At 64.8% G+C, this 24,233-nt stretch carries 19 protein-coding genes; 15 read left to right on the forward strand and 4 right to left on the reverse strand.

The features are described 5' to 3' along the window. Positions 1–32: 32 nt before the first annotated feature. The 4 genes from IIE29_RS10200 (at position 33) to IIE29_RS10215 (ending at position 4,084) form a co-directional block, all read left to right on the forward strand. A complete protein-coding gene (locus IIE29_RS10200; RefSeq protein ID WP_209325204.1) occupies positions 33–629 on the forward strand; it encodes an ATP-dependent Clp protease proteolytic subunit in 597 nt (198 codons plus the stop codon). A gap of 26 nt (positions 630–655) precedes the next feature. Further along, positions 656–1,300 carry an ATP-dependent Clp protease proteolytic subunit gene (locus IIE29_RS10205; RefSeq protein ID WP_209325132.1) on the forward strand — a complete coding sequence of 215 codons (645 nt, stop codon included), beginning with the start codon at positions 656–658 and terminating at the stop codon, positions 1,298–1,300. Between the two features lie 196 nt (positions 1,301–1,496). Beyond that, on the forward strand, positions 1,497–2,783 hold the full coding sequence (gene clpX / locus IIE29_RS10210; RefSeq protein WP_209325133.1) for an ATP-dependent Clp protease ATP-binding subunit ClpX: 1,287 nt from the start codon (positions 1,497–1,499) through the stop codon (positions 2,781–2,783). An 11-nt stretch (positions 2,784–2,794) separates the two neighbouring features. Further along, on the forward strand, positions 2,795–4,084 hold the full coding sequence (locus tag IIE29_RS10215) for an MFS transporter (RefSeq protein WP_209325134.1): 1,290 nt from the start codon (positions 2,795–2,797) through the stop codon (positions 4,082–4,084). 15 nt (positions 4,085–4,099) lie between these two features. Here the strand turns inward: IIE29_RS10215 and IIE29_RS10220 are convergent, their stop codons facing one another. Further along, positions 4,100–4,792 carry an AIM24 family protein gene (locus IIE29_RS10220; RefSeq protein WP_209325135.1) on the reverse strand — a complete coding sequence of 231 codons (693 nt, stop codon included), beginning with the start codon at positions 4,790–4,792 and terminating at the stop codon, positions 4,100–4,102. 203 nt (positions 4,793–4,995) lie between these two features. After that, complete coding sequence (valS, locus tag IIE29_RS10225) at positions 4,996–7,641, reverse strand: valine--tRNA ligase (RefSeq protein ID WP_209325136.1); 2,646 nt, start codon at positions 7,639–7,641, stop codon at positions 4,996–4,998. A gap of 171 nt (positions 7,642–7,812) precedes the next feature. Between valS and IIE29_RS10230 the strand changes: the two genes are divergently transcribed. The 6 genes from IIE29_RS10230 to ndk all read left to right on the forward strand — a co-directional run bounded on the left by IIE29_RS10230 (position 7,813) and on the right by ndk (position 15,751). Next, the gene (locus IIE29_RS10230) at positions 7,813–9,051 is read left to right on the forward strand and encodes an acyltransferase (protein ID WP_209325137.1); all 1,239 of its coding nucleotides are present in this window, start codon (positions 7,813–7,815) and stop codon (positions 9,049–9,051) included. A 63-nt stretch (positions 9,052–9,114) separates the two neighbouring features. Next, the gene (locus IIE29_RS10235) at positions 9,115–9,867 is read left to right on the forward strand and encodes an SDR family oxidoreductase (RefSeq protein WP_209325138.1); all 753 of its coding nucleotides are present in this window, start codon (positions 9,115–9,117) and stop codon (positions 9,865–9,867) included. Between the two features lie 328 nt (positions 9,868–10,195). Continuing rightward, complete coding sequence (gene ileS / locus IIE29_RS10240) at positions 10,196–13,459, forward strand: isoleucine--tRNA ligase (RefSeq protein WP_209325139.1); 3,264 nt, start codon at positions 10,196–10,198, stop codon at positions 13,457–13,459. After that, a complete protein-coding gene (locus IIE29_RS10245; protein WP_209325140.1) occupies positions 13,456–14,898 on the forward strand; it encodes a bifunctional folylpolyglutamate synthase/dihydrofolate synthase in 1,443 nt (480 codons plus the stop codon). Before ileS ends, IIE29_RS10245 begins: the two co-directional genes overlap by 4 nt. Beyond that, on the forward strand, positions 14,895–15,260 hold the full coding sequence (locus IIE29_RS10250; RefSeq protein WP_209325141.1) for a DUF4233 domain-containing protein: 366 nt from the start codon (positions 14,895–14,897) through the stop codon (positions 15,258–15,260). Before IIE29_RS10245 ends, IIE29_RS10250 begins: the two co-directional genes overlap by 4 nt. 77 nt (positions 15,261–15,337) lie before the next feature. Then, positions 15,338–15,751 (forward strand): nucleoside-diphosphate kinase, encoded by a 414-nt coding sequence (ndk, locus tag IIE29_RS10255; RefSeq protein WP_209325142.1) that lies wholly within the window; start codon positions 15,338–15,340, stop codon positions 15,749–15,751. Between the two features lie 172 nt (positions 15,752–15,923). Here ndk and IIE29_RS10260 read toward each other — a convergent pair whose 3' ends face one another. Then, on the reverse strand, positions 15,924–16,571 hold the full coding sequence (locus tag IIE29_RS10260; RefSeq protein WP_209325143.1) for a vitamin K epoxide reductase family protein: 648 nt from the start codon (positions 16,569–16,571) through the stop codon (positions 15,924–15,926). Between the two features lie 301 nt (positions 16,572–16,872). On the opposite strand from IIE29_RS10260, the gene IIE29_RS10265 reads away from it, so the two are divergent. Next, positions 16,873–19,875, forward strand: coding sequence for an Rne/Rng family ribonuclease (locus IIE29_RS10265; RefSeq protein ID WP_246475868.1), 3,003 nt, complete (start codon positions 16,873–16,875; stop codon positions 19,873–19,875). A gap of 124 nt (positions 19,876–19,999) precedes the next feature. Here the strand turns inward: IIE29_RS10265 and IIE29_RS16870 are convergent, their stop codons facing one another. After that, positions 20,000–21,295 carry an SPFH domain-containing protein gene (locus IIE29_RS16870; protein WP_246475869.1) on the reverse strand — a complete coding sequence of 432 codons (1,296 nt, stop codon included), beginning with the start codon at positions 21,293–21,295 and terminating at the stop codon, positions 20,000–20,002. A 142-nt stretch (positions 21,296–21,437) separates the two neighbouring features. On the opposite strand from IIE29_RS16870, the gene IIE29_RS10275 reads away from it, so the two are divergent. The 4 genes from IIE29_RS10275 (at position 21,438) to rpmA (ending at position 24,183) form a co-directional block, all read left to right on the forward strand. Continuing rightward, positions 21,438–22,967 (forward strand): alanine/glycine:cation symporter family protein, encoded by a 1,530-nt coding sequence (locus IIE29_RS10275; protein WP_209325145.1) that lies wholly within the window; start codon positions 21,438–21,440, stop codon positions 22,965–22,967. Between the two features lie 84 nt (positions 22,968–23,051). Further along, positions 23,052–23,366 carry a chorismate mutase gene (locus tag IIE29_RS10280; RefSeq protein WP_209325146.1) on the forward strand — a complete coding sequence of 105 codons (315 nt, stop codon included), beginning with the start codon at positions 23,052–23,054 and terminating at the stop codon, positions 23,364–23,366. Between the two features lie 241 nt (positions 23,367–23,607). Continuing rightward, positions 23,608–23,916: a 50S ribosomal protein L21 gene (gene rplU, locus IIE29_RS10285; RefSeq protein ID WP_209325147.1), complete on the forward strand. Its 309-nt coding sequence runs from the start codon at positions 23,608–23,610 to the stop codon at positions 23,914–23,916. 15 nt (positions 23,917–23,931) lie between these two features. Beyond that, positions 23,932–24,183, forward strand: a complete 252-nt coding sequence (rpmA, locus tag IIE29_RS10290) for a 50S ribosomal protein L27 (protein ID WP_209325148.1) — start codon at positions 23,932–23,934, stop codon at positions 24,181–24,183. Positions 24,184–24,233: the final 50 nt, after the last annotated feature.

Here is a 24,233-nt window from a genome sequence, read left to right on the forward strand (position 1 = left end):
GAACACAGGAGTGAAACGTGAGCGCACACGACATGACAGCTCCCGTCGGCCTCGACGCCGGTGGGGGAATGGGACTGGACGACCATATCTTCAATCGTCTCCTCAAGGAGCGCATCATCTGGCTCGGTTCAGAGGTGCGCGACGACAACGCCAACGCGATCTGTGCACAGATGATGCTGCTGGCCGCTGAGGACCCCGACGCCGATATCTCGCTCTACATCAACTCGCCTGGGGGATCGGTCACCGCGGGCATGGCCATCTACGACACCATGCAGTACATCAAGCCCGACGTCTCGACAGTGGCGATGGGCATGGCCGCCTCGATGGGGCAGTTCCTGCTGTCCTCGGGCACTCCGGGCAAGCGCTACGCAACTCCGCACGCGCGCATCCTCATGCACCAGCCGCTCGGCGGCATCGGCGGCACCGCCACGGACATCAAGATCCAGGCCGAGCTGATCCTGCACATGAAGAAGCAGATGGCCGAGCTGACCGCCGAGCAGACCGGAAAGTCGCTCGAGCAGATCCTCAAGGACAATGACCGTGACCACTGGTTCACCGCCGAGGAGGCCCTCGAGTACGGCTTCATCGACAAGATGGTCACCCGCGCGTCCGACGTCGAGAACAACTGAGCAGGAGTGAGGGAAGAATGAATTCAATGAACTTTATGCCGGGTTCGACGGCGTCGAATATGCCGCAGTCGCGGTACGTGATGCCGCAGTTCGAGGAGCGGACACCCTACGGCTTCAAGCGTCAGGACCCGTACACGAAGCTCTTCGACGATCGCGTGGTCTTCCTCGGCGCTCAGGTCGACGATACGAGCGCCGACGACGTGATGGCCCAGCTGCTCGTGCTCGAGTCGCAGGATCCCGATCGTGACATCACGCTCTACATCAACTCGCCCGGCGGCTCGTTCACCGCGATGACGGCGATCTACGACACGATGCAGTACATCAAGCCGGAGATCCAGACCGTCTGCCTCGGTCAGGCCGCCTCGGCGGCCGCCGTGCTGCTCGCGGCCGGCACCCCCGGCAAGCGACTGGCCCTGCCCAATGCGCGTGTGCTCATCCACCAGCCGGCCATGGAGGGACAGGGTCAGGGGCAGGCCTCCGACCTCGAGATCCAGGCTGCCGAAGTGCTGCGGATGCGTGAGTGGCTGGAGGGGACTCTGGCCAAGCACTCGAACAAGGAGCCTTCGCAGGTCTCGAACGACATCGAACGGGACCTCTTCCTCACGGCCGAACAGGCGAAGGACTACGGTCTCGTCGATCAGGTGCTCTCTTCACGCAAGAACGTGGTCTGAGCCCTGCGCGGTGGTCTGAGGACCGTTGGAACGGGCTCGTGCGGCAGCGACCGTGCGGGCCCGTTCCTCCTCTGTCTGCCGACACACCGAATGACGTCGCTGGGGGTTCGTGTCAGCGACGTATGGGAAGCTATTGAGGTACAGGAAACACGAGCGGTAGAGTTGGGGCCAAGCGTCCTGGCGAAAGGTTGTGACAGTGGCTCGCAGTGCGGACGGAGCAGACCTGCTCAAATGCAACTTCTGTGGGAAGTCTCAGAAGCAGGTTCGAAAACTCATCGCTGGACCTGGTGTTTACATCTGCGATGAATGCATCGGACTGTGCAATGAGATCATCGAAGAGGAGCTCAGCGAATCCAGTCCGGAGCAGGCCGAACTCGAGCTGCCGAAACCGCGAGAGATCTTCGACTTCCTGCAGGAGTACGTCGTCGGACAGGAACCGGCGAAGAAGGCGCTCTCCGTCGCCGTCTACAACCATTACAAGCGCATTCGCTCCCTGCAGTCCGGGGAGGACACGAAGACCCTCGGCAGCGACGATTCGGACGTTGAGATCGCGAAGTCGAACATCCTGATGGTCGGACCCACGGGTTCGGGCAAGACCTATCTGGCGCAGTCACTGGCGAAGCGCCTGAATGTGCCTTTCGCCGTCGCCGATGCCACCGCACTGACCGAGGCCGGTTACGTGGGCGAGGATGTCGAGAACATTCTGCTCAAACTCATTCAGGCCGCCGACTTCGACATCCAGCGCGCCGAGCACGGCATCATCTACATCGACGAGATCGACAAGATCGCCCGCAAATCGGAGAACCCGTCGATCACCAGGGATGTCTCGGGCGAGGGCGTGCAGCAGGCGCTGCTGAAGATCCTCGAGGGCACCCAGGCCTCCGTCCCACCGCAGGGCGGCCGCAAGCACCCGCACCAGGATTTCCTGCAGATCGACACAACGAATGTGCTCTTCATCGTCGCCGGAGCCTTCGCCGGTTTGGAAGAGATCGTCGCCGGCCGCAAGGGCAAGCACGGCATCGGCTTCGGTGCCCTTCTGCAGTCGAAGAACGACGAGGAGGACCTCTACGCGGACATTCTGCCCGAGGATCTGCTCAAGTTCGGGCTCATCCCCGAATTCATCGGTCGGCTCCCGGTGCTGGCAACTGTGTCCAACCTCGATCGCGCGGCACTCATGTCCATCCTGACCGAACCGAAGAACGCTCTGGTCAAGCAGTACCAGCGCATGTTCGAGTTCGACAATGTCTCCCTGACCTTCGAGACCGAAGCGCTCGAGGCGATCGCTGATCTCGCGCTGCTGCGCGGCACGGGAGCGCGGGGACTGCGTTCGATCATGGAGGAAGTCCTCCAGCCGGTCATGTTCGACGTGCCTTCGCGTGAGGATATCGCCGAGGTCGTCGTGACCAAGGACGTCGTCGACTCCAATGTGGCACCGACGCTGGTGCCCAAGCCGCGGAACAGGACCAACAAGAAGTCTGCCTGAGCCTCTGACGGATGAGGCTCTTCGCTGATGGCCGCCCCCTGAAGTACGCGGCGTTCCGTCGCCTGTGGTTGGCCAATATCGTCACCGTCATCGGTGCTCAGATGACGGTCGTGGCGATTCCGGCCCAGATCTTCCATATCACCGCCTCGTCGGGCTATGTCGGTCTGGCAGGTGCCTTCGGTCTCGTACCGCTCGTGGTGTTCGGGCTCTGGGGCGGTTCGCTGGCCGACGTCGTCGACCGGCGCAAGCTGCTCGTCGTCTCCACTGTCGGACTCATCTTCACCAGCGCGTTGCTCGCCCTCATCGCCGTGCTGGACATCGACAACGTCTGGCTGCTGCTGTCCGTGTTCTCCATGCAGCAGGCGTTCTTCGGTCTCAATCAGCCTGCGCGAGGGGCTCTTCTGCCGACGATCGTTCCGCTCGAGCTGCTGCCGGCGGCGAATTCGCTGAATATGACGGTGATGACGCTGGGAGCGGTCATCGGCCCCGTCATCGGCGGCGCCCTCATCCCGCTCTTCGGCTATCAGCTGCTGTACATCGTCGACGCCGTGTTCCTGTTCGCCACCCTCTACGCGGTGCTCCGCCTACCTGCTCTGGTCCCGAAGATGCAGCCTGATACGCGCTCGGGATTCAAAGGCATCATCGACGGATTCCGGTACCTGAAGACCAACACCGTGGTCATGGTGTCCCTGCTCGTCGACGTCATCGCAATGGTCTTCGGCATGCCGCGTGCACTGTTCCCACAGATCGCCGCGGAGACCTTCGACGGGCCGGACGAAGGTGGGATCGTCTTCTCTCTGCTCTTCGCCGCTCTGGCCGGAGGCAGCGCCCTGGCCGGGATCTTCTCCGGATGGGTGTCTCGAGTCGAGCGGCAGGGGCTCGCGGTCATCGTGGCCATCGTCGTCTGGGGCTCGGCGATGGTGGTCTTCGGCCTGTCGCTCGAGGTGGCCTCGAGTCTCTGGACCCTCGCGCTCGTTGTCGCGCTCTTCGGCCTCGCCCTGGGCGGGGGAGCGGACATCGTCTCATCGGCCTTCCGCTCGACGATGCTGCAGGAGGCTGCCACCGATGACATGCGCGGACGGATGCAGGGCGTGTTCATCGTCGTCGTCGCCGGCGGTCCCCGCCTCGCAGACATCCTCCACGGATCCGTCGCGGAAGCGACGGGAACCACCGTCGCAGCGGCAGGCGGCGGGCTCGCAGTGATCGTGCTCGTGCTCGCATGTGCAGTCGTCTTCCCCGCCTTCCGGAGCTACCGGGTGCAGCGGGGGCGTCCCGAGCAGACCGTCGCCGTCGACACCTGAGGTCCGCGAACGACTTCAGGCCTGAGCTGCCGAGTAGACGGCGTTCTCCGCGGGCTGGACGACGACGAAACCGGGGCCGTGGAAAGCGAGCTGGATGGACTCACCGGAGCCGCGACCGAAGAACGTGCCGATGCTGACGTCCGTCTTGATCTGCGGAGCCAGGGCCGAGGACCAGCATACGGCGGCCTGGGGATCGACGAATGTCGGCTGCTGTGAGCAGTCGAGGACCATGGGCTCTCCCTTGCAGCAGATGGCCGCAGTGCCTCGGCCTGCGAGTTCGAGGTTGAATAGGCCCGAGCCGCTGGCCATGGCGCCGACTCCGCCCTTGATGCGCTTGATCTCCCAGCTGAGCGCATCGTCGAAGGCGAGAAGATTCGAGGTGTTGACCGTCAGCGCGTCCTGCGGGCCCTCGAGGGACATCATGAAGATGTTCGAGGCCTCGCGGGCGAAGAACACCTCTCCGTGGCCTTCGACGCGCATGACATTGCCGCCTTCTCCCGTTGCCGCCTTCTTCATGAACTGGCCGACCGACTTCGAACCCTGGTGTGTGAAGTGCACATCACCCTGATAGGCGACCATCGCGCCCTTGGTGGCGATCATCGGAGCGTTCGGCGTGATGACCGTGCGAAGCATCTTCTTCGACTGGAGGGTCCATCGATCCTGGTTCTGGATCTCGGCGTTGCGCTGGGAAAAGAGTTCGCTTCTCACGTTCCGTGGGCCTTTCGATCAGGAAGGAATTCCGTACTTCTTCGGTTGTCGGATCCATAATACGTGCGTTCATCAGCTGGGCACGCCATTCGAATGTGTCCATCCGGGAACATGCAGGAACCCCACGACGCCCGGTTCTCTCGGATCCGGAATCTCGGACATCGTGGGGTTCTGACGGGGTTCGGGGGCGAGCGCCCCGTCGCTCAGTCCTGTTCGACGAAGCTGATCTCGCCGATGGTGATCTCGTCGCCGGTCTCCTCGGTGACCAGAGTCTCGACTCGGCCGGCGGCCTTGAGGTCTCCTTCGGCCGACCGGATCGCAGACACGATGGACGTCGGCGCCTGAATCGTCACTGCGGCGACCGCAGTCTTCTGCGAGACCTTGGCCTCGGTCTTCGTGCGACGGATCTCGGTCAGAGCCGCGGCCACCGAGACCAGCAGATCGGGATCCACGCTGGAATCGGGATGGCTGAGGGACTCGTCGGCCGGCCACGAAGCACGGTGGACCGAACCGGTGCGCCACCACGACCAGACCTCTTCGGTGACGAACGGCATGAAGGGTGCGAACAGTCTCAGCAGCACATCGAGAGCGGTGGCGAGTGTGACGTGAGCCGAAATCTGGTCGTCGGCCCCGGATGCACCGTAGGAACGATCCTTGACGAGCTCCACGTAGTCGTCGGTGAACTCCCAGAAGAAGCTCTCGGCCACGCGCAGGGCGTGGGCGTAGTCGTAGTCGGCCATATGCGCACCGGCCTGCTCGACGACCTCGGACAGCTTCGCCAGCAATGCACGGTCGAGATCGTGCGTGACCGCGCCGAGCTGACCGATGAGTCCCGCATGCACACCCTGGGCGAGGGCGAACTTCGATGCGTTCAGCAGCTTCATGGCCAGTCGACGGCCGATCTGCATCTGAGTGACGTCATAGGCGGTATCGGCGCCGAGCTTCGCGCTAGCCGCCCAGTAGCGGACCGCGTCGGGTCCGTAGCCTGGTTTGGCCTCGGCGAGGATATCGGAGGGCACGACGACGTTGCCCTTCGACTTCGACATCTTCTTCCGGTCAGGATCCAGGATCCAGCCGGACAGGCCGGCATGCTTCCACGGCGCCGAGTCGTTGAGCGAGTTCGCCCGGACCACGGTCGAGAACAGCCAGGTGCGGATGATGTCGTGTCCCTGGGGGCGCAGATCGAAGGGGAAGACCTTGCCGAAGAAGTCCTCGTCTCGCGACCAGCCGCCCAGGAGCTGGGGAGTCAGCGAGGAGGTCGCCCAGGTGTCGAGCACGTCCGGGTCTGCGGTGAAGCCGCCGGGCACATCACGCTGGTCCTCGGCGAAGCCATCGGGCACCTCGGCGATGGGGTCGACGGGCAGGGATTCGGGCACGATCGGGTCGTCGTAGTCCGGCTGTCCATCGGCGTCGAGTCGGTACCACAGGGGGATCGGAACGCCGAAGTAGCGCTGGCGGGAGACCAGCCAGTCGCCGTGGAGGTTCTCCACCCAGTTCTCATAGCGTGAACGCATGAATGCAGGATGCCATTCGATCTCACGACCACGCGCGATGAGCTCATCGCGCAGCTGGGCCGACCGGCCGCCGTTGCGGATGTACCACTGGCGACTGGTGACGACCTCGAGCGGCTTGTCGCCCTTTTCGTAGAACGGAACAGGATGGGTGATCGGTTCGATCTCGCCGATGAGGTCACCGGAGTCGATGAGCATCTGGGCGATGTCCTTGCGCGCGGAGAAGGTCGTCTTTCCTGCCAGCGCCTCGTAGTTCGCCACCGCATCCGGTTTCGGCGAGGCGGAGATCCATTCGGGGACCTCGAGGTTGAGACGGCCGCCGCGGTTGATGACCGCGCGAGTGGGCAGATCGAGTTCGCGCCACCAGGTGACATCGGTGAGGTCGCCGAAAGTGCAGACCATGGCGATGCCGGTGCCTTTGTCCGACTTCGCGAGCTCATGGGCACGCACCTCGACGCTGACACCGAAGAGCGGTGAGACGACGTTCGTGCCGAACATCGAGGCATAGCGTTCGTCGTCGGGGTGGGCTACGAGCGCGACCACGGCGGGGATGAGCTCGGGGCGCGAGGTGAGGATGACGATCGGTTCCGCCGACGTGTCGGCGAGCCCGTCAGCGCCCTCGGGGAAGAACTTCACCTTGTGGTAGGCGCCGTCCTTCTCCCGGTCCTCGAGCTCGGCCTGAGCCACGGCGGTGCCGAAGGTCACGTCCCACATCGTCGGCGCATCCTGGGAATAGGCATGCCCTCCGGCGAGGTCGGCGAGGAACGCTCGCTGACTGACGGCCCGTGAGTCGTCGTCGATCGTCCGATACGTGTACTTCCAATCGACGGAGAGACCGGTGGAGCGGAAGAGATCTTCGAAGACCTGTTCGTCCTCGGCTGAGAGCTGCTCGCACAGTTCGATGAAGTTCTGACGTGAGACCTTGACGAAGTCGCGAGAGTTCTTCGGCGCTTTCTCCGGCGGCTGGAAGTCCGGATCATAGTGCCGGCTGGGATCGCAGGTCACGCCGTAGTAGTTCTGCACCCTGCGTTCGGTGGGCAGACCGTTGTCGTCCCACCCGAGAGGGTAGAAGACGTTCTTGCCCGTCATGCGCTGGTAGCGGGCGATGATATCGGTCTGCGTATAGGAGAACACATGCCCGACGTGCAGCGAGCCCGAGGCGGTGGGCGGGGGAGTGTCGATGGAGTAGACCTGCGCGCGATCGGTCTCGGCGTCGAAGGCGTAGACTTCCGCCTCGCTCCACGCCGCGTCCCATTTGTCCCGAAGGCCCTCGAGGGCCGGTCTGTCAGGCAGGTTCACTGACTCGTGCGTCGAGTCCGAAAAGGCAGGTGTGTTCATAACTGTTGATTTTCTCACCCGGTACGCGTCTGGCCAAACCGGTTCCCGCCCGCGTGCTCGGAAATCGGCAGAGGCCGCAAGCGGCTCCGATCGCGGCCTGCGACGTGGGTGGTCTCACATCCTGAAGGGTCGGTGAGACGACACGGCAGGCCGCAATGAGAATATGGGCCCATGGCGCCCTTGGACCGAATTCCGACAGAGAATCCGCCGCCGACGTCGACGGCGTGGATGAACCCCGCACGGGCGATCGCGATCATCGCCGTCGTCGCCATCCACTCCCTGGGCACTGTCGTAGAGGAGAACTTCGCCGATATGGGCCCCGACTGGTGGGTGGCGAACGCCGTCGACTCCGCCTGCCGCTGGTCCGTACCCGTGTTCATCATGATCTCCGGAGCCCTGGCCCTCGACCCGAACCGGGGCAGCAGGCCTCGGAAGTTCCTGTCCAAGCGCGTCTGGCGCATCGGGATCCCCTTGGTGTTCTGGACCGTCGTCTACGTCCTCTTCCGGCGCTATTACCTGCAGCCCGGCGACGACAGCTGGAATCCGGGGATCGCCATCCTCACCGGTTCGCCCTTCGTTCAGCTGTACTTCCTCTACGTTCTGGCGGGGCTGACGCTGCTCACCCCGTTCTTCCGCCTGCTTAGCGTGCACGGTTCCCGCCGTCTGCAGTGGGGGACGGGTCTGATCTTCCTGGGCATCGGCATGCTCGACCAATGGGTGTCGACGGTCTTCGCTGTGGGCGAGGCGAATATCGCCACCCGTTTCCTGACCATGGCCGGTTTCTACATCCTCGGCTGGGTCCTGCGGGACATCGTGCTCAGCACCCGCGCGGTCGTGTCGGCCTGGGTGAGTCTCATCGGGTCGGTCGCCGTGACCACCCTGTGGGCCGGCTTCGGTCCCGGTGAGAAGCCGTGGATCTTCCCCTACGAGTATCTGTCTCCCGTCGTCGTCATCGCCTCGCTGGCGGCCTATCTGCTTCTCCATCATCACCTGCGATCGGGATTCGGCTTCCTTCACCGGTTCTATCCGTACTCCTTCGGCGTCTTCCTTCTGCATCCGCTCGTCCTCTACCCGGTGCGCAACGAGATGGGGCTGCCGACGACCGTTCCCGGCGTCCTGCTGCATGCCTTCGTCATGCCAATTGCGTACACCCTCATCTGCGCCGTCGTCACCTGGTTCGCCGTGAAGATCCCCGGAGTGCGTGCCGTATTCGGGGAAGGAGGTCCGCGCAACCCGCATGCGAGACCGGCAGCGAAGAGCCCGAGACGCACGGCAGGGAACACGAGGCCTGTGCCGGAGAACCCGAGAACCGCGCCGGAAGTCTCGGCTACCGAAGCGAGAGGACTGTCGGTCGAGCCCCCGCACACCCGGTCCTCGGACCCCGACCCCCTGGAGCCGGAGAATCCGTAGACTGGTCGTCGGAAAAGGTGATCGCGGACACGATCGAAGGAACCGAGACCAGGGAGTACGGAGATGGAAACACTGAGAGCAGTGGTGACGGGAGCGAGCTCGGGCATCGGTGCCGCCACCGTCCGACAGCTGCGCGAACAGGGCTGGGACGTCGTGGCCGTCGCCCGCCGGGAGGACCGACTCAAGGCACTCGCCGAGGAGACCGGAGCCGACTACATCGTCGCCGACCTCACCGATGACGCAGAAGTCGAGCAAATGGCCGCCGAGGTCCTGCGCGGCGGTCCTGTGCATTCCCTCGTGGCGAACGCGGGCGCCGCCTTCGGCGTCGACACGATCGCCGAATCCTCCGTCGAGGGATGGAGGGACATGTTCGACATCAACGTCCTCGGCGTCCTGCGCGTCGTGAAAGCCCTGCTGCCGGCGCTCATCGAATCCGGTCGCGGCGATATCGTCGTCATGTCCTCGACTGCCGGCCACCAGGCCTATGAGAAGGGCGGCGGCTATGTGGCGACGAAGCACGGAGCCCATACGATCGCTGCCACGCTCAGACTCGAACTCCTCGGCGAACCGGTGCGGGTCATCGAGATCGCGCCGGGAATGGTGGCGACCGAGGAATTCAGCGTCAAGCGTCTGGGAGACGCGGAGAAGGCGGCCAAGGTCTACGAGGGGGTCGAGAACCCGCTCACGGCCGAGGACGTCGCCGATGCCGTCGTCTACACGCTCACCCGACCGCATCACTTCAACGTCGACCTCATGGTCATTCGCCCCATCGCCCAGGCCGAGCAGTACAAGGTCGCCCGGAACAGGGGGCTGTGAGGCCGCTGTCTCGTTCGGAGACCACTCGGCTGCGCTGCGCCGCCGCCGAGTGGTCTCGAGCGCAGTCGACGGTATACGATTGATATGCGTCGATCCGGCCATCACCGGGGAGCATCCGGAAGAACGGACCACATGGTCGTGACGGACCGCCTCGGCGGATTCCCTCACATCCGCGGTCTCAGTAGAACCGGACGGGTGGACCCGTCAGCGTCCGGCAATGAGCGATCCGTCGTCTGACCCCATCGGTGCAGACTGCGGATAAGCGAGGTGGTACCGCGGCAGACTGTCGTCCTCGTGACAGTGACCGCAGTGACCCAGAAGGACGCTCATGACCCAGCCTGTCTATCCCAAGGTATCGACCTCGGCCTTCGGCCTCTCCGCCTCGCCGAACTTCCCTGCGATCGAAGACGCCGTCCTCCGCTACTGGCAGGAGGACGACACTTTCAGAGCCTCCATCGATCAGCGCGACGCCGGTGAGAACGGCGAGAACGAATTCGTCTTCTACGACGGTCCTCCCTTCGCCAACGGGCTTCCCCACTACGGCCACCTGCTCACCGGCTACGTCAAGGACGTCGTCCCGCGCTTCCAGACGATGCGGGGCAAGAAGGTCGACCGCCGATTCGGCTGGGACACCCACGGACTGCCCGCCGAACTCGAAGCCGAACGCCAGCTGGGCATCACCGACAAGTCCGAGATCGGCCGCATGGGCCTGGCCGCCTTCAACGACGCGTGCCGCTCCTCCGTGTTGCGCTATACGAAGGAGTGGGAGGAGTACGTCACCCGCCAGGGGCGCTGGGTCGACTTCGACAACGACTACAAGACGCTCAACGTCGAGTACATGGAGAGCGTCATCTGGGCGTTCAAGCAGCTCTGGGACAAGGGACTCGTCTACGAGGGCTACCGTGTCCTGCCTTATTGCTGGAAGGACGAGACCCCGCTGTCGAACCATGAGCTGCGCATGGACGACGACGTCTACAAGATGCGTCAGGACCCGGCGGCGACGATCGGGTACAAGCTCACTGACTCCGATGAGTGGGTGCTCATCTGGACGACCACCCCGTGGACCGTCCCGTCGAACCAGGCCGTGGCCGTCAATCCGGAGATCCCACTGGTCGCGGTCGTGCCCGGCCCCGACGGCGCCGCCGAACTCCAGGGGCGGACACTCATCCTCGCCGAGGCCCGGCTCGGAGCCTACGCCCGCGAACTCGGTGAGAACCCCGAGGTGCTGCGGACCTTCCCCGGCAGCGAACTCGTCGGCCGCGCCTACGAGCCTCCGTTCCCCTACTTCGAGAACCGTCAGGACGAGTTCGGCGACAGGATGCACACCATCCTCGCCGCCGATTTCGTCACCGTCGAGGACGGCACCGGAATCGTCCACCAGTCACCGGCCTTCGGTGAGGAGGACAAGGAGCTCACGGATGCCTACGGCATCACAGCCGTGCGTCCCGTCGACGACGCCGGCCGCTTCGACTCGACGGTCGGCGACTATGCGGGTCAGCAGGTCTTCGATGCGAACAAGGCGATCGTCAAGGACCTGCGGAACCACACGGGCCCGATGGACGGACGGTCGGCCCTGCTCATCCGCCACGAATCATACGAGCACTCCTACCCGCACTGCTGGCGCTGCCGCAACCCTCTGATCTACCGCGCCGTCTCGTCCTGGTTCGTCCGTGTCACCGAGTTCAAGGACCGGATGGTCGAGCTCAACGAGCAGATCAACTGGGTTCCCGACAACGTCAAGCACGGCCAGTTCGGCAGATGGCTCGAGAACGCCCGCGACTGGTCGATCTCGCGCAACCGGTTCTGGGGATCGCCGATCCCGGTGTGGATCTCCTCCGACCCTGCCTATCCGCGCACCGACGTCTACGGGTCTCTGGCCGAGATCGAAGCCGACTTCGGTCGACTGCCGCGCAATGATCAGGGCGACGTCGACCTCCACCGCCCCTGGGTCGACGACCTCACCCGGCCGAACCCGGATGATCCGACCGGCCGGTCCGTGATGCGACGGATCCCGGAGATCTTCGATGTGTGGTTCGACTCCGGCTCGATGAGCTACGCGCAGGTCCACTACCCGTTCGAGAACTCCGAATGGTTCGACAACCACTTCCCGGCCGATTTCATCGTCGAATACGTGGGACAGACACGCGGCTGGTTCTACCTGCTGCACGTGCTCGCCACAGCCATCTTCGACCGCCCGGCGTTCACGAACTGCATCTCCCACGGCATCGTCCTCGGTTCCGACGGGCAGAAGATGTCGAAGTCGCTGCGCAACTACCCCGACGTCAATGAGGTCTTCAACCGCGACGGCTCGGATGCGATGCGCTGGTTCCTCATGGCTTCGTCGATCCTGCGCGGCGGCAATCTCGTCGTCACCGAACAGGGCATCCGCGATGGTGTGCGGCAGGTCGTGCTCCCGCTGTGGAACACCTGGCAGTTCTTCGCCACCTACTCCAATGCCGCTGACGCCGCTGACGGCGCCGCGACCGGTTATCAGGCACAGGCCCGGTACGACTCCGCCCAGGTCCTCGACCGCTATCTGCTGGCGAAGACGCACGATCTCATCGCAGAGTTCGCCGAGGCGATGGAGGGCCTGGACATCTGGGCCGCCTGTGAGCTCGTCCGCAGCTACCTCGATATGCTCACGAACTGGTACGTCCGTCGTTCACGTCGCCGGTTCTGGGACGGCGGGGTGAGCACACACGAGTCCTTCGATGTCCTCTTCACCTGCCTCGAGGCCTTCTGCCGCGTCGCCGCTCCGCTGCTGCCGTTCACAGTGGAGGAGATCTACCGCGGACTGACCGGGCATCGCTCCGTCCACCTCGCCGACTACCCCGACGCCGAGGCGTTCCCCGCCGATGCCGACCTCGTCGCCGCGATGGACCTCACTCGCGACATCTGCTCGACGGCCTCCTCGGTGCGCAAAGCCAATCACCTGCGCGTGCGACTGCCCCTGGCTCGCATGACCGTGGCCACAGACACCGAGCTCGGCACGGAGTTCACCGAGATCATCGCCGATGAGCTCAATGTCCGGTCGGTCGTCGTACTCGACGTCGCCGAGGCCGAGGCTGCCGGATTCTCCCTGTCCCAGAACCTCGTCGTCAACGCTCGCGCAGCCGGGCCCCGCCTCGGCAGACAGGTCCAGCAGGTCATCAAGGCGTCGAAGACCGGTGACTGGTCTGTGGCCGACGGCACCGTCGTCAGCGGCGGCATCGAACTCGTCGAAGGCGAATACACTCTCGAGTCGGTCGCAGAATCCGGGACGGAAGGCATGGAGCTGGCCGCTCTGGACTCCGGCTTCCTCGCCCTCGACACACGGGTCACCCCGGAGCTCGAGGCCGAAGGCATGGCGCGTGACGCCGTGCGCGCCATCCAAGGCATCCGCAAACAGCTCGACCTGCGCATCTCCGACCGGATCGAGGTCACCGTCGAAGCCGATGCCGAGGTCGCTGCAGCACTCGAACCCCACTCCGAGCTCATCGCGGGCGAGACCCTGGCGACCGCACTGGTATTCGGTGCGGCCGACGGCGCAGCAGAGATCTTCACCCCCGATGAGCTGCCCGGCGGCACCCGCTTGGCGGTGAGCCGCGCATGAGCAGCGACGTGACGAACGGCGACGGCGAGCCGCGCGAGGACGACACCGACGCCACTGCGTCGAGCACGGAGTCACGGGCGGAACTGGCCCGGGTCTATGCCCTGCTGCTCGCACGAGCGGGAGAGACCCAGGTCGAGCTGCGCCTCGATGCGACCCGACGGGCCTGCGAGCTCCTCGGCGACATCCACGCCGCGGCGCCGACGATCACCGTGACGGGGACGAACGGGAAGACCTCCACGGCCCGGATGATCGATTCGCTCATCACCGCCCACGAGCTGCGGGTCGGCCGATTCACCAGCCCGCACCTGCATTCGGTGACCGAACGGATCTCCGTCGACGGTGCCCCGGTCTCCGTCGAGACCTTCGTGCGCATCCATGACGAGATCGCTCCCTACCTCGACATCGTCGACGCTCAGCTGGAGTCCGAGGGACGCCCGAAGCTCACCTACTTCGAGGCGCTGACCGTCCTCGCCTTCGCTGTGTTCGCCGATGCCCCCGTCGATGTCGTCGTCACCGAGGTCGGCATGGGCGGACAGTGGGACTCGACGAACGTCGCCGATGCCCAGGTGTGCGTGTTCACGAAGATCGGTCTCGACCATCAGGCGTTCCTCGGTGACACCATCGAGGAGATCGCGGCCACGAAGGCAGGCGTGCTCGATCGCAGCGTCGATCCTTCGCCGGCACCCGAGCCCGTGGCCGTCACCGCTGTACAGGACGAGGAAGCACAGATCGTGCTCGAAGCCGAAGCGGACCGGCGCGAGGTCGAGCTCGTGACCGAGGAGCGGGACTTCCGGCTGCTCGATCGGCGGCGGGCCGTCGACGGACAGCTCATCACCGTGCAGGGGCGGCGCGACGTCTACGCAGACGTCTTCGTCCCGCTGCACGGAATCCATCAGGCACACAACGCAGCGGTCGCCGTCATGGCTGTCGAGACCTTCCTCGGCGCCGAGGACAGACCGCTCGATCAGGAGACCGTGGCCGAAGGTCTGGCGCGGGTGACGTCGCCCGGTCGCGCCGAACTCGTGCGCACCGGCCCCAGCGTGGTCGTCGACGGGGCGCACAACCCCGACGCCGCACATGTGCTCGCCGAGACCCTCGACGAGGCATTCGACTTCGACTACGTCGTCGTGGTGCTGGCGATGCTCGCGGACAAAGACATCCACGGAGTGCTCGAAGAGCTGCACCGCAGCGCCGATGTCTTCGTCGTCAGCGAAACGCTGAGCGCCCGGGCGCTGTCGGCCGAAACCCTCGCCGAGGCGGCTCGAGAGTGGGTCGACGAGGATTCCGTGATCGTCGCTGCCGACCTCAACGCCGCTCTGATGAAGGCCATCGACCTCGCCAACGGCGTGGCGGCGAAGAGCCCCGGGATCCTCGTCACCGGATCGCTCTACACCGTCGCTGAGGCGCGTCTGCTTCTGGGCAAGGGGGAGGACCAGTGAAGTCGAAGTACCCCGTCCTGTGCGGGTCGATCCTCATCTGCGAACTCCTAGTCGTGTATTTCGCCGTGCTCACGACATTCGGGCTGTCCGTGAAGTCGGCGCAGACGCTGAGCCTGGGGCAGCTGCTGATCGGAGCCTCGGTCGTCGCCGTGGTCGCGGTCGCCGCTGTCATCATGCTCCCACGGAGGATCGGTCAGAAACGGCCCGGGGTCATCCTCGGCTGGATCGTCCAGGCCCTGCTGCTGGCCTCCGGCTTCGTGCTCAACTCGATGTTCTTCGTCGCCGTCATCTTCATCGCCCTGTGGGCGGTGGCGGTGTACTGGTCGGCCCGCATCGACCGCGAGGTAGCAGCCCGCGCCTGAACCCCGACCCGGACGGCCGCGCATCGGCGCCCGGGTAAACTGTGGACGGACGTCCACTCGAACTTGGAAGGACCGGAATGGAACGTACGCTCATTCTCATCAAACCCGATGGAGTCGCTCGCGGACTCATCGGACAGATCGTCGCTCGGATCGAAGCCAAAGGCTATTCGATCGACGCGCTGAACCTGCGCACGGCCACCGCCGAGGAGCTGGCCGCCCACTACGCCGAGCACGAAGGCAAGCCCTTCTACCAGCCGCTCGTGGACTTCATGTCCGAGGGACCGATCGTGTCGATCATCGCCTCCGGACAAGGAGTCGTCCCCGGCTTCCGTGCGTTGGCGGGAGCCACCGATCCGACAGCCGCGGCTCCCGGTACGATCCGCGGAGACCTGGGCCGCGACTGGGGCGAGAAGGTGCAGAAGAACCTCGTCCACGGCTCCGATTCCACGGAGTCGGCCGAACGCGAGATCGGGATCTGGTACCCCGCCTGAGGTCACCGGAGCCGAAACGGGCGGAGTGCACGGTGCCTGCGGACCTGATGTCACGGGCACTGCGAGCCTGAGAAACGTGCGAGGGGCGTCCCACCAATCGGTGGGACGCCCCTCGATCGTCTGCTCGACGGAAGGGTCTGCGAGAGCGAAGGCCTCTGGGCGCGGAGGGCCGTCAGAAGAGGGTGGAGAAGTACGACCAGAACTGGACGACGATGCAGGCGAAGATGATGAGCATCCACAGCACCGACAGCGCGATGTTCTCCTTGGCCATGACCCGGACGAACGGACTCTCAGCCGCCCGGGAGCCGAAGCGGCCGGAGAGCAGATTGTGCGCCGTCACGGCCACGAACATCGGAATCGTCACGGTCCACACGATGATGCACCACGGGCATCCGACGCCGATCCTGTAGATCGAGACGTAGAACAGGAACATCACGAGGACCACGCCGAGGGCCAGGCCGACATTCAGGCCGAGCATCACCCAGCCCGGCAGTTCCGCTCCGGCGACGAGGAGCACTCCGAGCAGCAGCGGGAAGACGAAAGCCGCGATGCCCAGCAGCTGGTTCGGGAAGCCGAACAGCTCCGCTTCCGCATGTTCCATGACCGAACCGCAGGAGAAGAACGGATTGAGGTCGCAGGAGAGGACGACATCCGGATTCGCGAGCTTCTCGTACTTCTCCGCCGAGAGCGCGAACGATGCGAGGAAGCCGATCACGGATGTGACGATGAGGAAGATGCCGAAGGGAGCCCGCCTGAGCACCCATGCGGAGGTGCCGGGAGCGGAGACGAGGTCAGCGGAGCGAGTCTGTGCACTGTTCACCCCTCAAGAATGCCTGGCCGCACCCCCTGCGGCAAACCCCGAACTCGCCGGAACCCCGGCGGAGGGGGACATGTGTGACATAATGGCGATACGGATACCTGTTCTCACACCGAGCGGGAGAAGTGCCTCCACCGAGTCGAGGGTATGACCTCGCAGGTCGACAACAAGATGAGGCAGCACTGAAGGCCTACGCGCCGAGCGCGAGCCGGACGTGCCATCCACAAGTTTCGGTCCACCGCGGACCATGCAAGGATCCGAAGATCCGTACGGTGTGGACGGCGTCTTCGGACTGGGAGAACTGATGAACGATACGTCGAACGACGGCACAGAGTCGACAGATCCGACCGAAGGCATCCTCGCTGATCTGGCCGACCTGCAGCAGTCGGTCAATGCCAAGGGCAGCGAGAACGACGATGTCGACGACAGCGTGCGTGCACGCCTCGACGACATCGCCGAAGCAGCCGAATCACTGCGTACGGGCGAAGCCGACGACGGTGAGGACGAGGACGAGCCGCCGCAGCGCCGGAGGGATCCGAAGCCGGCACGAGAGGCTGTGGCCAACCGGGGGCTCGTCTTCGAAGAGTTCGTCCGCGCAGGCTCGAACTCAGAGGACGAGGAATCGGACAGTGAATCCGATGACGAGGAAGAGACGGACGACACGGACTCCGCACCCAGTCCCGTGAGCTTCGACCCTCGCAACCCCTTCGCCGCTCCGGCCCCGGCGGCAGCGTCGTCACCGGAACCGCGCCCGACCCCTTCCGTGCCCCATGACGGCGGCCTGATCTTCCAGGTTCCCCAGGCCGAACTCGCCGAGGTAGTGAAGATCGACGACGATGACAGCGACGATTGGGACGAGTCCCAGGACTCCGATGACGACGCTCGCTCCTCCCGCCGAGGCGACGAGGACGAAGACGAGAGCTCGAACGGTCCGCGTCGCCGCCGGGGCGGCCGCGGACGTCGGTCGCGCTCTCGCGACGACTCCGGTGACCACTCCGATGACGGCTCCGAAGAGAAGACCGAGGACGCCCAGGGCACGGAGGATGAGAGCTCCGGGAACGAGGAACCGCGCTCCTCCTCACGTCGGGGCTCGCGATCGAACAACCGCGGTTCCAAGCAGAACTCCGACACGGACTCACAGCATCCGAACGCGAAATCCGACAACGGCAAGTCCGACGAGAACCACTCGCACGATGACGACGATGACGACGATGACTCCGAGGGCGGATCCCGCCGGCGTCGTCGGCGTCGCTCCCGGACGCGCGGCACCGAACGCGACGAAGTGACCTCCCTCAAGGGGTCGACTCGTCTCGAGGCCAAGCGGCAGCGTCGCAAGGAAGGACGCGAGGCCGGACGTCGCCGCCCGATCATCACCGAGGCGGAGTTCCTCGCCCGCCGGGAGTCCGTCGAGCGCACGATGCTCGTTCGCGAAAGCGGTGACCAGACACAGCTCGTCGTCGTCGAGGACGGAATCGCGGTCGAACACTACCTCAAGGAGAACCGCCAGCAGGCCTCGCTCATCGGCAACGTCTATCTGGGCAAGGTTCAGAACGTGCTTCCGAGCATGGAAGCGGCCTTCATCGACATCGGCAAGGGCCGCAACGCCGTGCTCTACGCTGGTGAGGTCAACTGGGACGCCCTCGGCATGGACGGCAAGGCCCGGCGCATCGAAACCGCTCTGAGCCCCGGTGACTCCGTGCTCGTCCAGGTCACGAAGGATCCCATCGGTCACAAGGGCGCGCGGCTGACAAGCCAGATCTCCCTGCCCGGCAGATTCCTCGTCTACGTGCCCGGCAATTCGATGACCGGAATCTCCCGCAAGCTCCCGGACAACGAGCGAGCACGGCTGAAGAAGCTGCTCAAAGAGCTCGTCGGCGATTCCAACGGAGTCATCGTGCGAACCGCGGCCGAAGGTGCCACCGACACCGACCTCGGACGCGACGTCGAACGGCTGGCCAAGCGCTGGGAGACGATCGAGAAGAAGTCGAAGTCGACGAAGGTGCTGGCCCCGCAGCTGCTCTACAGCGAGCCGGACATGATCGTGCGCATCATCCGGGATGTCTTCAACGAAGACTTCAACTCGCTCGTCATCGACGGCGACGGAGCCTGGAACACCATCCACGAGTACGTCGAATCCGTGGCACCGGACCTGCTCGATCGCGTCCACAGCTACAAAGAGGACGAGGGCATCTTCGACCACTACCGGATCGAAGAGCAGATCCAGAAAGCGCTGCAGCGCACGGTGAGTCTGCCCTCGGGCGGTTCGCTCGTCATCGACCGCACCGAGGCGATGACGGTCGTGGACGTCAACACCGGCAAGTTCACCGGCTCGGGAGGCAACCTCGAGGAGACGGTCACCCGCAACAACCTCGAAGCGGCCGAAGAAGTCATCCGCCAGCTGCGACTGCGTGACATCGGCGGCATCATCGTGGTCGACTTCATCGACATGGTGCTCGAGTCCAACCGTGATCTCGTGGTGCGGCGCCTCGTCGAATGCCTCGGACGCGACCGGACGAAGCATCAGGTCGCCGAGGTGACCTCCCTGGGCCTCGTCCAGATGACCCGCAAGCGCATCGGCACCGGCCTGGCCGAATCGATGGTCAGCGCCGGCGCGGACCTCAGCGGTCGCGGGCTGCTGCTGCCGGGCTCCGAAGAGGACGGATCGAAGTCCCACCGCGGCAGCCGGTCGTCCAACGGCGACCACCGTCGCGACCGGAAGCGTCGCGGAGACTCCGGTTCGAAGGCGAAACAGAACGACTCGGACTCGCACGAGGAGTCCGTGTCCTCGGACGCCTCCCGTTCGGCTGTCGCGGCGATCGCCAAAGCCACCATGAAGCAGAGCGATTCGGACTCCGCGGACGAGAAGGCCGTCGGGGCCTCCCATGCGGAGTCGAGGTCCGAAGGCGATGAGGGCGGCAAGGGCCGCTCACGTTCTCGCAGCGGGCGGCGTCGCTCGAATTCCCGGTCGGCGCAGTCGGAGACCGCGTCGTCCGACTCAGCACAGTCGACCGACGAGAAGGAATCCGAGAACAGGGCGCACAGGGAAGCGAAGTCCGCCGCTGAGGACGGCTCGGCTGCGAAGCGCAGGTCTGCCCACGAAGACAAGCCGACCGCGAAAAGCAAGCCTGCCGACGAAGAGCCGAAGGATCTGCCGCTGATGATCGGTGCAGAGACCGAAACGAAGGTGGCTGAGGCGGCTCCGGTCGAGCGCGCCGCGAAGAAGCCGACCGCGGCACCGAAGCGGAAGACGTCCGAACCGCAGCAGGATCAGCTGCCGAGTTCCTTCGTCATCATCGGCGAGGACTGAGGTCGGCCTCGGCGGTGCTCTCCGCCACCGCGCGGCGCATAGCGAAGCGCCCCACCGACGATGACCGTCGGTGGGGCGCTTCATTGCTCGCCGGCGATTCCTGTGCACGCGACACGGCCGGCCATCAGCCCTCCGACTGCTGATTGCGGGTGGTGCTGATCGTCGGCTGGGCCGCCTGATCTCCGCAGAGGACGATCATGAGGTTCGACACGAGATCGCTGCGCTCGGCCTGCCCGAGCCTGACGATCTGCCGTCCCTCGATCTGCTCGATAGCGGTCTCGACCATTCCCACGGCACCTTCGACGATGAGCTGGCGTGCGGCGACGACGGCAGTCGCCTGCTGACGCTGCAGCATGGCCCGAGCGATCTCCGGAGCATAGGCCAACTGTGTGATGCGGGATTCGATGATCGTCACACCTGCGGCCATCACCCGGGCGGCGACCTCGTCGGAGAGTTTCGAAGTGATCTCGTCGGCATTGTCACGCAGGGACATCCGACGGGGATCGGAGGAATCGTAGGCATAGGAATTCGCGATGTGTCTGACAGCGGTCTCGGCCTGGATGGCGACGAACTCCTCGAAGTCGTCGACCTCGAACATCGCCTGAGCGGTGTCCTTGACCTGCCAGACGACGACGGCGCCGATCTCGATCGGGTTGCCGTCGAGATCGTTGACCTTCAGCGTCGATGTCTCATGATTGCGGATGCGGGTCGAGACCTGGTCCTTCGTATAGAAGGGGTTGACGAAGCGCAGACCCGACTGCCGGACGGTGCCGACGTATTTGCCGTAGAGCTGGAGGACGACGGCATGTCCGGGCGCCACTGAGGTGCAGCCTTTGAAGAGGAACATCGAGGCGATGAAGCAGAGGATGCCGAAGATGATCAGGACGACGCCGATCACGGTCTGGGCGAAGGTCAGGACGAAGCCGACGACACCGAGGAGCAGTGCCAGCAGGAGCACGGCGACGGCTCCGACGATCGCGAAATAGCCTGAGACGCCGCCGGCAGATCGTTCCCGCACACGCTCGCCGTCCGGGGAGACGATACGTGTGGGACGAGCATCTCCGGGACCCGGCGGCGAGGCGGGGGAGGGCTGAGCCGAACGCCGGCTCCGGCCTCCGCCGGGCGTCTGCGATGCCGCGGGACCGGGCACGCCGCCACGCGTCTGTGGTCCGCCGGTGTTCGCCTGTGCACCGCCGGGAGGCCCATACGCCACCGGAGATTCGGGAGAACCCGAGGAGCCGGCCTGAGAACCCTGGGACCCGTAATGGCCGTTGGGATTCGTCACGGGCTCGGCACCCGGATACGAGGCCGGCTGAGTGTGTCCGTCCTGGTAGTGCGGAGTCGGGTCGCCCATCGGGAGGGACCCGCGATTCGGGGGCTGGTGGGGGCGTCGTCCGTGTTGCTGGGGATTCTCAGTCATGCCTCCAGTCTAGGTCACAGAATGAGACGCGGGTCTCAGAACGACCGTGCCAGCCCCCGTTGGATAACGGTTTGATAAATGAACGCACCTCCCCGGACCGAAGCCTTGTATGTGACGTACGTCTCAGGGATCTTGAGTGACCATGAACAACATTCAACTCTCTGCAGAACCGGTGTCTCCGGTCGACGATGCCATCAACTCCTGGTTCGATCCGATCGCGACGTGGTTCGGCAACATCATCTTCTTCCCGATCACCATCGGCGAGATCTCCTTTCCGTTCGTCGTCCTGTGGCTGATCTTCGCGGCCCTGGCCTTCACCGTGTATTTCGGATTCATCCAAGCCCGCGGAGCCAAGCTCGCGCTCGAGATCGTCCGGGGGAAATTCTCCTCGCAGGACGACCCGGGAGAAGTCACCCACTTCCAGGCGCTGGCGTCGGCCCTGTCGGGAACCGTCGGCCTCGGCAATATCGCGGGCGTCGGCGTGGCCATCGCCCTCGGCGGTCCCGGCGCGACCTTCTGGATGATCGTCGCCGGCCTGCTCGGCATGTGCACGAAGTTCGTCGAATGCACCCTCGGAGTGAAGTACCGCGAGATCGACGAGAACGGAGTAGTCCACGGCGGACCGTTCAAGTACCTCCCTGTCGCATTCCGGCGCTTCAGCAGGCCCGTGGCAGCGACGCTGACGGGACTGTTCGCGATCGCCATCCTCATCTTCGGCGTCGTCGGCGGTGGGATGTTCCAGGCCAACCAGACCTTCGCCCAGGTGCGCACCGCCACCGGCGGGGATGACGGCTTCCTCGCCGGGCCCTTCGCCTCTCTCGCCTTCGGAATCGTGTTCGCCGCCCTCGTCGCACTGGTGATCCTCGGCGGCATCCGCTCCATCGCGAAGGTCACCGACAAGCTCGTGCCCGGGATGGCGATCTTCTACGTCGTCTCCTGCCTCCTCGTGCTCGGACTCAACTTCTCGAACATCCCGCACGCGATCGGCGAGATCTTCGCGGGTGCGTTCAATCCGCAGGGGATCGCCGGCGGCGTCGTCGGAGTCATGATCATCGGGTTCCAGCGTTCGGCCTTCTCCAACGAGGCCGGCATCGGATCGGCGCCGATCGCCCACTCGGCGGTCAAGACACGTCGCCCGATCTCCGAAGGCTTCGTCGCTCTGCTCGAGCCCTTCATCGACACGGTCATCGTCTGCACCATGACGGCGCTGACGATCATCGTGGCCAACCAGGCCTCCTATCGTGAGGACCTCGGCGCCGGTGAGATCGGGGGAGTGGCACTGACCTCGGACGCCTTCTCCACCGTCGCCTCCTGGTATCCGGTGCTGCTGGCCATCGCCGTTGCGCTCTTCGCCTTCTCCACCCTCATCACCTGGGCCTACTACGGTGAGCAGGCCTGGAGCTTCCTGTTCGGAAATGCGAAGGCGAGCGTCACCGTGTTCCGTGCCCTCGTGTGCATCTTCGTCGTGATCGGCTGTGTGGCCACCTTCTCCAAGGTCGTCGAATTCGCCGACGCCGCACTGTTCATGTGCGCCTTCATCAACATCCTCGGCCTCTACCTGCTCATGCCGGTGGTGAAGAAGGAGATGAAGAAGTATCTGGCCGACCGCAGAGCCGGTACGCTCACGGATCCTGAGACCAGGGACGCCGTGCCCGTCGACGAGCCCGCCTGAGCGAGCCCCTGACGCTGCGGGCAGTGCGCCGCGATCCGTGAGACGCGGCGCACTGCCGTGTCGGCGCATCGTTAGACTGGTGCCGTGGAGCAGAACAGAGACGGAAAGACACGCGCCCAGGAGCGACTGGTGCAGCTGCGCGACAGCATCGACAACATCGACGCCTCCCTCGTCCACCTCCTGGCCGAGCGGTTCAAACTCACTGAACGCGTCGGCGAGCTCAAGGCCGATCATGGGCTGCCGCCGGCCGACGAGTCGCGCGAGGCCCGACAGGTCGCGCGCCTGCGTGTGCTGGCCGAGGAGTCCCATCTCGATCCCGAATTCGCCGAGAAGTTCCTCGCCTTCATCGTCGCCGAGGTGATCCGCCGGCACGAGCGCATCGCCGAGGCGCGAGAGTGAAGATGCCGGCCCGGCTCCACCGCCGGGGGAGGAGAGATGCCTCACAGTTCCGCGGACGGGCGCGAGGCGGCGGCTCATCGGGTTTGCCGATGCCCTGGAGGTTCGATTAGAATTGATCGTCGGTGCGCGTGACGCGCCACGGCTGGAGATTCCTCTCAATGGGAGGCCTGCGGAGGAGACTTCGAGGCAGCCAAGGGATAACCGCCGTTCGTTTGTGTATTAGCAGAAAGAGGGTTCGACCATGGTCTATGCCATCGTCCGCGCCGGAGGCCACCAGGAAAAGGTGAGCGTCGGCGACATCATCACAGTCAACCGAATGAAGGCGAAGGCTGGGGACAGCGTCGAACTCGAGGCCGTGCTTCTTGTCGACGGTGAGACGGTCACGACCGACGCCGACGCTCTGTCGAAGGTCTCGGTCAGCGCCGAGGTCGCAGGCGAGCTCCGCGGTCCAAAGATCGTGATCCAGAAGTACAAGAACAAGACCGGGTACAAGAAGCGTCAGGGCCACCGCCAGGACCTCACCCGTCTGAAGATCACGAACATCAAGTAAGAGGAGACTTCTCACATGGCAAGCAAAAAGGGAGTCAGCTCGACCCGCAACGGTCGCGACTCGAACCCACAGTACCTCGGCGTGAAGCGCTTCGGCGGTCAGGTCGTCAAGGCCGGCGAAATCATCGTTCGTCAGCGCGGAACCAAGTTCCATCCCGGAGCCAACGTCGGCCGTGGAGGAGACGATACCCTCTTCGCTCTGAGCGCAGGCGCCGTGGAGTTCGGCACCCGCAACGGTCGCAAGATCGTCAACATCGTCGGAGCCTGATCCTCCCCGGATCCGATCCGATTCCAATATGATCTCTCCCCGCACGGGGA

The sequence above is a fragment of the Brevibacterium renqingii genome (genome assembly GCF_017808095.1).
GTDB lineage: Bacteria > Actinomycetota > Actinomycetes > Actinomycetales > Brevibacteriaceae > Brevibacterium > Brevibacterium renqingii.

Excerpts from the sequence above, each read along its gene's own strand:
- IIE29_RS16870 (WP_246475869.1), bottom strand. The coding sequence starts at position 21,295 with ATGACTGAGAATCCCCAGCAACACGGACGACGCCCCCACCAGCCCCCG.
- IIE29_RS10215 (WP_209325134.1), top strand. The coding sequence starts at position 2,795 with ATGAGGCTCTTCGCTGATGGCCGCCCCCTGAAGTACGCGGCGTTCCGT.
- rplU (WP_209325147.1), top strand. The coding sequence starts at position 23,608 with ATGGTCTATGCCATCGTCCGCGCCGGAGGCCACCAGGAAAAGGTGAGC.
- IIE29_RS10200 (WP_209325204.1), top strand. The coding sequence starts at position 33 with ATGACAGCTCCCGTCGGCCTCGACGCCGGTGGGGGAATGGGACTGGAC.
- valS (WP_209325136.1), bottom strand. The coding sequence starts at position 7,641 with ATGAACACACCTGCCTTTTCGGACTCGACGCACGAGTCAGTGAACCTG.
- IIE29_RS10205 (WP_209325132.1), top strand. The coding sequence starts at position 656 with ATGAACTTTATGCCGGGTTCGACGGCGTCGAATATGCCGCAGTCGCGG.
- ileS (WP_209325139.1), top strand. The coding sequence starts at position 10,196 with ATGACCCAGCCTGTCTATCCCAAGGTATCGACCTCGGCCTTCGGCCTC.
- IIE29_RS10245 (WP_209325140.1), top strand. The coding sequence starts at position 13,456 with ATGAGCAGCGACGTGACGAACGGCGACGGCGAGCCGCGCGAGGACGAC.
- IIE29_RS10265 (WP_246475868.1), top strand. The coding sequence starts at position 16,873 with ATGAACGATACGTCGAACGACGGCACAGAGTCGACAGATCCGACCGAA.
- IIE29_RS10230 (WP_209325137.1), top strand. The coding sequence starts at position 7,813 with ATGGCGCCCTTGGACCGAATTCCGACAGAGAATCCGCCGCCGACGTCG.
- ndk (WP_209325142.1), top strand. The coding sequence starts at position 15,338 with ATGGAACGTACGCTCATTCTCATCAAACCCGATGGAGTCGCTCGCGGA.
- IIE29_RS10235 (WP_209325138.1), top strand. The coding sequence starts at position 9,115 with ATGGAAACACTGAGAGCAGTGGTGACGGGAGCGAGCTCGGGCATCGGT.
- rpmA (WP_209325148.1), top strand. The coding sequence starts at position 23,932 with ATGGCAAGCAAAAAGGGAGTCAGCTCGACCCGCAACGGTCGCGACTCG.
- IIE29_RS10275 (WP_209325145.1), top strand. The coding sequence starts at position 21,438 with ATGAACAACATTCAACTCTCTGCAGAACCGGTGTCTCCGGTCGACGAT.